The following is a 6,966-nucleotide window of genomic DNA, read 5'->3' on the forward strand; positions in this document are numbered from 1 at the left end:
GGCAGCCCGCGTCACCTCCTCTTCGGTACATGTTTTCTCATGCACAATTCGGCGTGTGGCGGAGCGGGACCTTCGTCGATGCAGACATACCTGTCTGGTTCGCGTTCTGTAGGCCGATTGGGCGCCGTGCGGTTCAGTGCGGCGAAAAAGACCCAGAAATAAGGAAGAAAGACCATAAATATAGTAATTGTCACATTTTGTTATTCATTGACACCATAAATTATCTACCAGAAACCACAATAAGAGGATGCAATACGCTTCCGCCCGTGTATACTATTGTCAGCGTTCGACCCCATGTTCTTTGGAGGCCGACTATGCGTTTGCTATTGCCAATTGCCTTGCTCGCGGTTGTCGCCGCGTTTCCAGCCGGGGCCTCTACCCTCACTCCTTGGCAGACGGTCGCGACCAGCTGGGCCCCCGCCACGGGAACAGGCAGTGTCGGTTTCAACCAATTCGATACCCTCGGGGGCACGCTGACGCTCTTGAGCATCGAGTGGGAGTTCTCGACCTACGTCGACGGCTTAGCCGACTACAAGAACAACGGCACTCAGAATGCCATTGGCTGCTTCTACCAGTTCTACGATACCACCAACGTGGAGGACGGCCTGGGCAACTCTCTGGGCAGCTATGTGCCGACTTATACTTCCGGGTTGTTTGCGGTGAATGTTGGCGCTACGGTGAGCAAAGGCGGCGACAGTTCCGTCGAGGGGGCCAGTGGCGTATGGAACACCGCCCCGTACATCGCCTACTTCAGTGGGAATGGCGTCGTCACGGGCTTCTCCTTCGATGCAACCTTGTATGAGGTCTTCGGCAAGCCCGACTACGTGACGGTCACCGACTACACGAATACCACTTACATCCAGGGGCGTATTCGGTACGAGTATGAGGAGAGCCAGGATATCCCCGAGCCAGGCACCATAGCCCTGTTTGGTCTGGGCCTGCTGGGTGTGGGAACCGTCATACGCCGCCGCAGCGCCTGACGCATTCCCTGACGGCAAGAAGACAACGGGACCGCCGCCTGGCGGTCCCGTTTCATTTGCATCGGTTGTCTGCGTTGCCCCGCGCCGTTACCCCTTCAGCCACCGGTCCATAAACGGGAAGCCTTTCTCGCCCCACCACTGGTGGTCGCCCTCGAAGACCTCCATCTCGCACCGGTGTGCCACACCGAGCACATCATATGCGGCCTTGATCTGCCTGAACGCCCTGCGCGCCGACTTGATGGGGAAGATGCTGTCCTGGGTGCCATTCTCGAAGAACACCGGGCGCGGCGCGATCAGGCAGGCGATGTCGGGCATTTCGGCATACTGGAGCACTCCGGGCACATAATTGTCCTCGCAGTGGCGGATGGGGATGATGGAGTCCTGCCAGTAGCTCAGGTAGCCGCTGATCATCGCCGCACCAATCCGCTCTTCAACCGCTGCGGCGAAAGTCGTGATCGTGCCTCCTCCGGAAATCCCCATGCAGCCGATCCGGTTCGCATTGCATTCCGGGCGCGTTTCAAGATAGTCGATGCAGCGCATCACGTCATAGACCCGGATGCCAGGCACCGTGCGGCCGAGAAGCATAGCGGCCAAGCTCGGTCTGCGGCAGCTCGACGCGCCCTTGGCCTGATCGATCTCCTCGGGGTCGCGCCGTTCGCCGAAGCCGTACATATCAGGCGCAATCACGAAATAACCGCGGCGCACCGCCTGAATAGCGAAGTCCTTCTGGTACTCGCCGAACTCGGTTCGCTGGGAGCCGTCGTCGTTGATGCCCACGATCTGGTCCTTGCCTGGGCCGTGTCCCTGCAGGCAGATCATCCCCGGCGCCGCGCCCTTGAGGCCCTCGGGGATGAGCACCCAGGCCGTTACAGTCAGGTTCGGCCGGCTCTGGAAAATCACGTGCTCGCGGGTGTAGCCCTCGAAGCGTTTGCGTCTGGAGACCTGCGGCGCAAGGTCGCACTTTGGCTCATCCAGTCCGCCCAGAAGGTCCATGAACTTGCGCTTCAGCTTGCGTCGCCAGGCTTTCCACTCTTCCTCGTCCTTGCAGGCGAATGCGAGTTCAGGAAGGTTCGCCTGGTACAAGTCGGCAATGTAGTCCATCGGCTTGTAGCATCTTTTCACGGCCTTTGGCTTCGAGTCGGTCTTCTTCTTCGCGGGCATGGGCACTCTCCTGTGTTGGAACGCGTCGGCGTTGCGTCGCCGGCGCTACTGTCCGTCTGCATCTCTGCTTGTTCTGTGGCTGCGGAAAACCGCGAGGTAGTCTTCGGCGGTTACTCCGAGCTTTCGCAGAACCTCCGCATCAAGGGTGTCCCGGGGATCTCCAGCGCTGCGGTTGCCCTCATTGTATATCCAGTAGCCGGGCGCGCAATCGGCAGCCTGGGCAAGTTGCTCGTCCAGGTAACGCGGCAGGTAGTGCGGCCGCGCCGTCCGTACGTTCCAGGGGTGGAAACCGGGCAGAATCCGGACGGCGAAGGGGAAGGCCTCCTGGACCCGGGGGACGAACTCGGGCAGGCGCACGAACCACCGGTTGAGGTGCGCCGGCAAGTCAGGCCCGGTCACCTCTCCCTCTCCAGCCCCGTAGGTCTTTTCGGTGGCGATCCATATCTCAACCCCGGCGTCGTGGATACCTTTCAGCCACCAGTAGTTCCCGGCCCGGCAGTCGAGCTTGCCGGCGTACATGCGCGCTTCGTAGACCTGCATCAAAGGGCAGCCCCAGACTTCGCGGATCACCTTACCCACTTGCAGACCGCGCTGGTAGTACCCGCCGGCGTAGCCAAACTCGTCCGCAAAGCACCATGCATCCACGTGGTCGGCCACGTCCGCGTAGCGCTCGCGGGCCTCCTGGGTCACGCCATCATAGTCCTCGGCATCGTAGACGATCCCGCGGAAGCCCAGCTCCTTCGCTCGTGCATAGATGTGCCTCATCTGACGCAAGGTGGTCTGCCACTTGCAGTCATCCGCCAGGTCCGCCGGTTTACTGACCATGAATGTAAAGGGCTCGTGTTCGGCAAGCCAGTACCGGATGCCCCGGGCGCGGAGCTGTTCGAAGGCGCCCGAGGCAACCCACAGGTCGAAGCCCGAGTTGTGGTTTGTCTGCGGAAAAGCGGTTTCCACGTAGTCCAGCCACAGGTCGGTGGCCCCGAGGTCTTTGTCCAGGTAGTCCAGCTTGTCGAGGAAATCCGCCTGGACATCGGAGGACCAGCACATGAGATGGCGTTCGGGTAGATTCGGGCGGCCCAGGAACTGCACCTCGCTCACCCGCCCGTGGCTGGATGATGCCGCGCCGATACGCACCTGTGCAAACCGGCCTACCGATGGCGGGAGCGGGACCTCGGTGGTCTGCGCGGGCTCCCACATTGCGAGATTGATCTGCCTTCCCAGGAGCGGACGCAGGTGGCCGGGGTCTGGGCCAACAAGCACCTCGGTAAGCCAGATCAGTCGCTCGGTATGGCCGTTGGTGATCCGCACCCCCTCGAGGACAGTCGGGCCGCCCAGGTCAACAGTGAGCGAGACGCCTCCGTTGGGCCAGGCGAAGCGCAGTTCGGTCTCCGGATCGCCGTCAAGCGCGAACTCCGGATTCGCCAGCTCTCCCCCGCGGGCTTCGGCCGACAATAGCCGCACGCCCTGAAGTGCAGGGGCAACCTCAGCGGCCGGCGCTCCCGCACTGAGCGACCAGACCAGTGCCGCGATGACCGGATACCCAGGAGTCCTCATTGCGCGCAGCCTCCCATTATCGGGTGGATTTCACCGTTCGTGATCGTTTCCTCGCGGAAGGCCCCACGGCCTTCCGGTGCGCAGAGGTTGCCACGCCGGGGGCGCGGAAATGTCGGCGACCCGAGTGCCTGATTGCCCCGGGAGCCCCCGCGGAATGGACAACGACAAGAAAAACCGGCAAAATTCGCTACTCCTGGTGCTCAGGCTGGCGCTCACCATCGCCTGCATCGTGGTGGTTCTTGGGTCGGTAGATGTCCGTGAAGCCGCAGCAACAACGGCCCGAATGGCACCCCTGTATCTGGCGCTTGCAGTCGGCGCTGAGTTCGCGCAGCGAGTGTTGTTCGTCCTGCGTTGGCATGTTCTGCTTGCGCCGGCGGGCATCCGGATACCAGTCTCGCAGTCGTTGCGCCTGGGTTTCGTCGCCCTTTTCTACAACAACTTCATGCCCTCCACCGTCGGGGGTGATGCCGCAAAGTCGTACCTGCTGGCGCGCAGGCCCGGAGCAGAGACCACCGGAATCATTGCTTCCGTGCTTGTGGACCGGCTGCTCATCGGCTGGGGATCGATGCTCATGTTCGGACTGGCGGCCGGGTTGGTGCTGGACATGTCCCAGTACAAGTGGGCGATGTTGGTGATGTTCGTCGCGGGCATGATGGGGGCCGGGGTGGTGTGGCTCGCCGCGCGTCGCTCACCAGCAGCCGAGCCCGGCGACGGTGCGCCAGTCATGCGGCGGCTTGTGTTCAGAGCGGCGACCCTCTTCGGCGAGCTATCCCGGGCATTGCTGCGCTATCGCCACCACCGGTGGGCACTGGTGGCGTCGTTCCTCATCTCCTCGGCGGGTCTGGTGGTAATGGGGTTTGCGCTCCAGTTCTGGGCCGCAGCGGTTGGTTTTCGCCTGGGCACGGTGGAGGGTGTGGCAATCTCGGCGGTGATGAAGATCGTGGGGATGATCCCGGCGACGATCAACGGCCTTGGGTGGATCGAGGGCGCGACGGTAGTGTTGCTCGGGTGGTCCGGGATGACCCACGCCGATGCCTTGGCAATTGCGGTGGCGCAGAGGATCGCAGGCACTGTCCTGAGCCTCCTGGGCGCCGGTGCGCAGTGGATGCCGGAGAACAGGTCCATCGCGCCGCCGTAGACTTGAACCCGGACGCATGTCGGCCTGCCCGGGTGACCCAGGCAGGCCGGCGTTGCCCACGATGCGGAACTGCTACAGTTCGATGATGGCCGGGCGGTCACCGACGCTCAAGGCAGCGGCGGCGATGCGCGTCGCCTCGATGCCCTCCTTCGCCCCGGCAATCGGCTGAGCGCCGGTCTTGCAGCATTCGATGAAGCTCGCCATCTGCTTACGGAACCAGTCACCCCCGGTGTCGGCCTCGAACTCCACTTCGTGCTCACCATCCGCGAGGTTAACCTGGAGCTTATTGCCGCCGGGGAACATGATGGAGCCCAGCGGCCCAAGCACGTCGTGGGCGCTGTCGGCTTTGACCGCGTAGCCGAAGCCGGGCAGTCCCCAGGACCAGACGAGCACCTGCTGGTCGCCACTGGCGAAGTTGACGATGACCGTGCCGGTGTCCCAGGCGGTGGTGCCCTCCTTCAGGCGGCGTATGTCGGTGACGACATTGGTGGCCTCGCCGAAGATGAAACGGGCGAAATCGTAGCTGTGGACCGCGCCGTCGATGAAGGGCCCGCCGCCCAGTTCCTTATCGAAGAACCAGGGGGTGGGAGCTCCGGAGCCTCCACTGACCGAGCGCCACACCACGGGGCGGCCGATCATCCCGGACTGAATGATTTCCCGCAGCTTCAGCCATTCATTGCAGAAGTGGCGCACGAAACCGATCTGCAGGACGACGCCGGCGTCGCGGCAGGCCTGGTCCATGGCTTCGCAGTCGGCCACGTTCATGGCCATGGGCTTTTCGCAGAAGACATGCTTGCCCGCAGCGGCTGCTTTGATGACCGTGTCCTTGTGGAACCCGGTGGGGGTACAGACCACCACGGCATCCACGTCGTCCCGCGACAGGAGACAGTCCTCGCTGGTGGTCCAGACCTCCGTCCCGTACTTCTCGCAGTGGGCCTTTGCGGCGTCCTCGTTTACGTCCATCGCGCAGGCGATGTATGCCTCGTCATTGTCCACCAGGTGCGGGGCATGGGCATTGTGGATCCCGCCGCAGCCGATGAAACCGATTCCCAGCTTGGCCATGATTTCGCCTTCTCTCCGTTGGTCCTTGGTGTCCGTCTTATGCAGACGCGCACAATGTTCGCCGCGAGGCAGCGTTCCCCTTCGGGCTACTCGGGATCGATCAGCAGCAGTCGTCGTCGCCGCCCCAAATGCTGAAGCCTCCATCACGAAAGAGCGAAAACTGATGTGCAGACGATGCGCATGCGCGACCGATAGGCTGCGCTGTCCGGCTTAGTGCTGTCGATCACGTACGGCGAGTGACGCCGGTGCAGTTCCCTTCGGAAGGAGACAGGCCCCCGCCGGATAAGCGGAGGCCTGTGATGTCTATTGGCACCCGAACGGTGGCCCGGTTAGTTCTCGTCGTACAGGCAGTTTGGGTCGCCGATCGGGTACTGAATCAGCTCCTTACCCTTGGACCACTTCACGTGCCCGTCCACCCAGGCAACGTTGCAACCGTCGTTATGCCGGACATCGATACGGCGCGAGTCTGGGCAGCAACTGCCGCCGTTCCAGGCACCCGCGCCGGGGAAGTGGATCTGCCAGTGGCAGTGTCCGTTCCATCCCCACGTTGTCGGGTCCATGTCATTGAACCCGGCGGTTGCGCGGTTGATCCGCTTGCCGTCAGCGAACAGCACCGTAGCTGACGGCTGCTTGATGTCGCCGAGCTTCCAGCCGTTGTAGATCCGGGTGTTGATCCCGTATGCGTACAGGCCGGCCTGACTGCTGCTGGGGCATTCGCGGATCTGATCGTTCTTCAGGTACGGCTGCATGATCATATACCAGGGCCAGGCCCCCACGCCGCTGATGGACGTGTAGCCGTACGGCAGTCTCTCATCGTAATCCTGTGCGTACATGTGGGCGGCGAGGGCAATCTGCTTCAGGTTCGAAGAGCAGCTGGCCTGCCTGGCTTTCTCCCGTGCCCGGGCGAACACCGGGAACAGGATCGCCGCCAGGATGGCGATGATCTAATCGCTGAACAACCCCATTGGCGGGGTGTTACGCGTCGCTCTGGCCGTCTTTTTTGAAGGCCCGGGCCCTTTTCTCTCAACGTGAGCCGTTTACAGGCGCTCTGAAGGCCATTCTGTTGCGGTC

The 6,966-nt window shown here is 62.5% G+C and carries 5 protein-coding genes and 1 pseudogene; 2 read left to right on the forward strand and 4 right to left on the reverse strand.

What is annotated here, in order from left to right:
• Positions 1–314: 314 nt before the first annotated feature.
• Positions 315–980 carry a PEP-CTERM sorting domain-containing protein gene (locus HPY44_19660; protein NSW58230.1) on the forward strand — a complete coding sequence of 222 codons (666 nt, stop codon included), beginning with the start codon at positions 315–317 and terminating at the stop codon, positions 978–980.
• A gap of 87 nt (positions 981–1,067) precedes the next feature.
• Here HPY44_19660 and HPY44_19665 read toward each other — a convergent pair whose 3' ends face one another.
• Both HPY44_19665 and HPY44_19670 read right to left on the reverse strand, forming a co-directional pair.
• On the reverse strand, positions 1,068–2,141 hold the full coding sequence (locus HPY44_19665; GenBank protein NSW58231.1) for a dienelactone hydrolase family protein: 1,074 nt from the start codon (positions 2,139–2,141) through the stop codon (positions 1,068–1,070).
• A 45-nt stretch (positions 2,142–2,186) separates the two neighbouring features.
• Positions 2,187–3,695, reverse strand: a complete 1,509-nt coding sequence (locus tag HPY44_19670; GenBank protein ID NSW58232.1) for a discoidin domain-containing protein — start codon at positions 3,693–3,695, stop codon at positions 2,187–2,189.
• Positions 3,696–3,849: 154 nt separating this feature from the next.
• Here HPY44_19670 and HPY44_19675 point away from each other — a divergent pair, with 154 nt between their 5' ends.
• The gene (locus HPY44_19675; GenBank protein NSW58233.1) at positions 3,850–4,833 is read left to right on the forward strand and encodes a flippase-like domain-containing protein; all 984 of its coding nucleotides are present in this window, start codon (positions 3,850–3,852) and stop codon (positions 4,831–4,833) included.
• 72 nt (positions 4,834–4,905) lie between these two features.
• Here HPY44_19675 and HPY44_19680 read toward each other — a convergent pair whose 3' ends face one another.
• Positions 4,906–5,895: a Gfo/Idh/MocA family oxidoreductase gene (locus tag HPY44_19680; GenBank protein NSW58234.1), complete on the reverse strand. Its 990-nt coding sequence runs from the start codon at positions 5,893–5,895 to the stop codon at positions 4,906–4,908.
• A 677-nt stretch (positions 5,896–6,572) separates the two neighbouring features.
• Positions 6,573–6,839 (reverse strand): annotated as a pseudogene (locus HPY44_19685) (DUF1559 domain-containing protein).
• Between the last annotated feature and the right edge of the window lie 127 nt (positions 6,840–6,966).

The sequence above is a fragment of the Armatimonadota bacterium genome (assembly GCA_013314775.1).
Taxonomy (GTDB): Bacteria; Armatimonadota; Zipacnadia; order Zipacnadales; family JABUFB01; genus JABUFB01.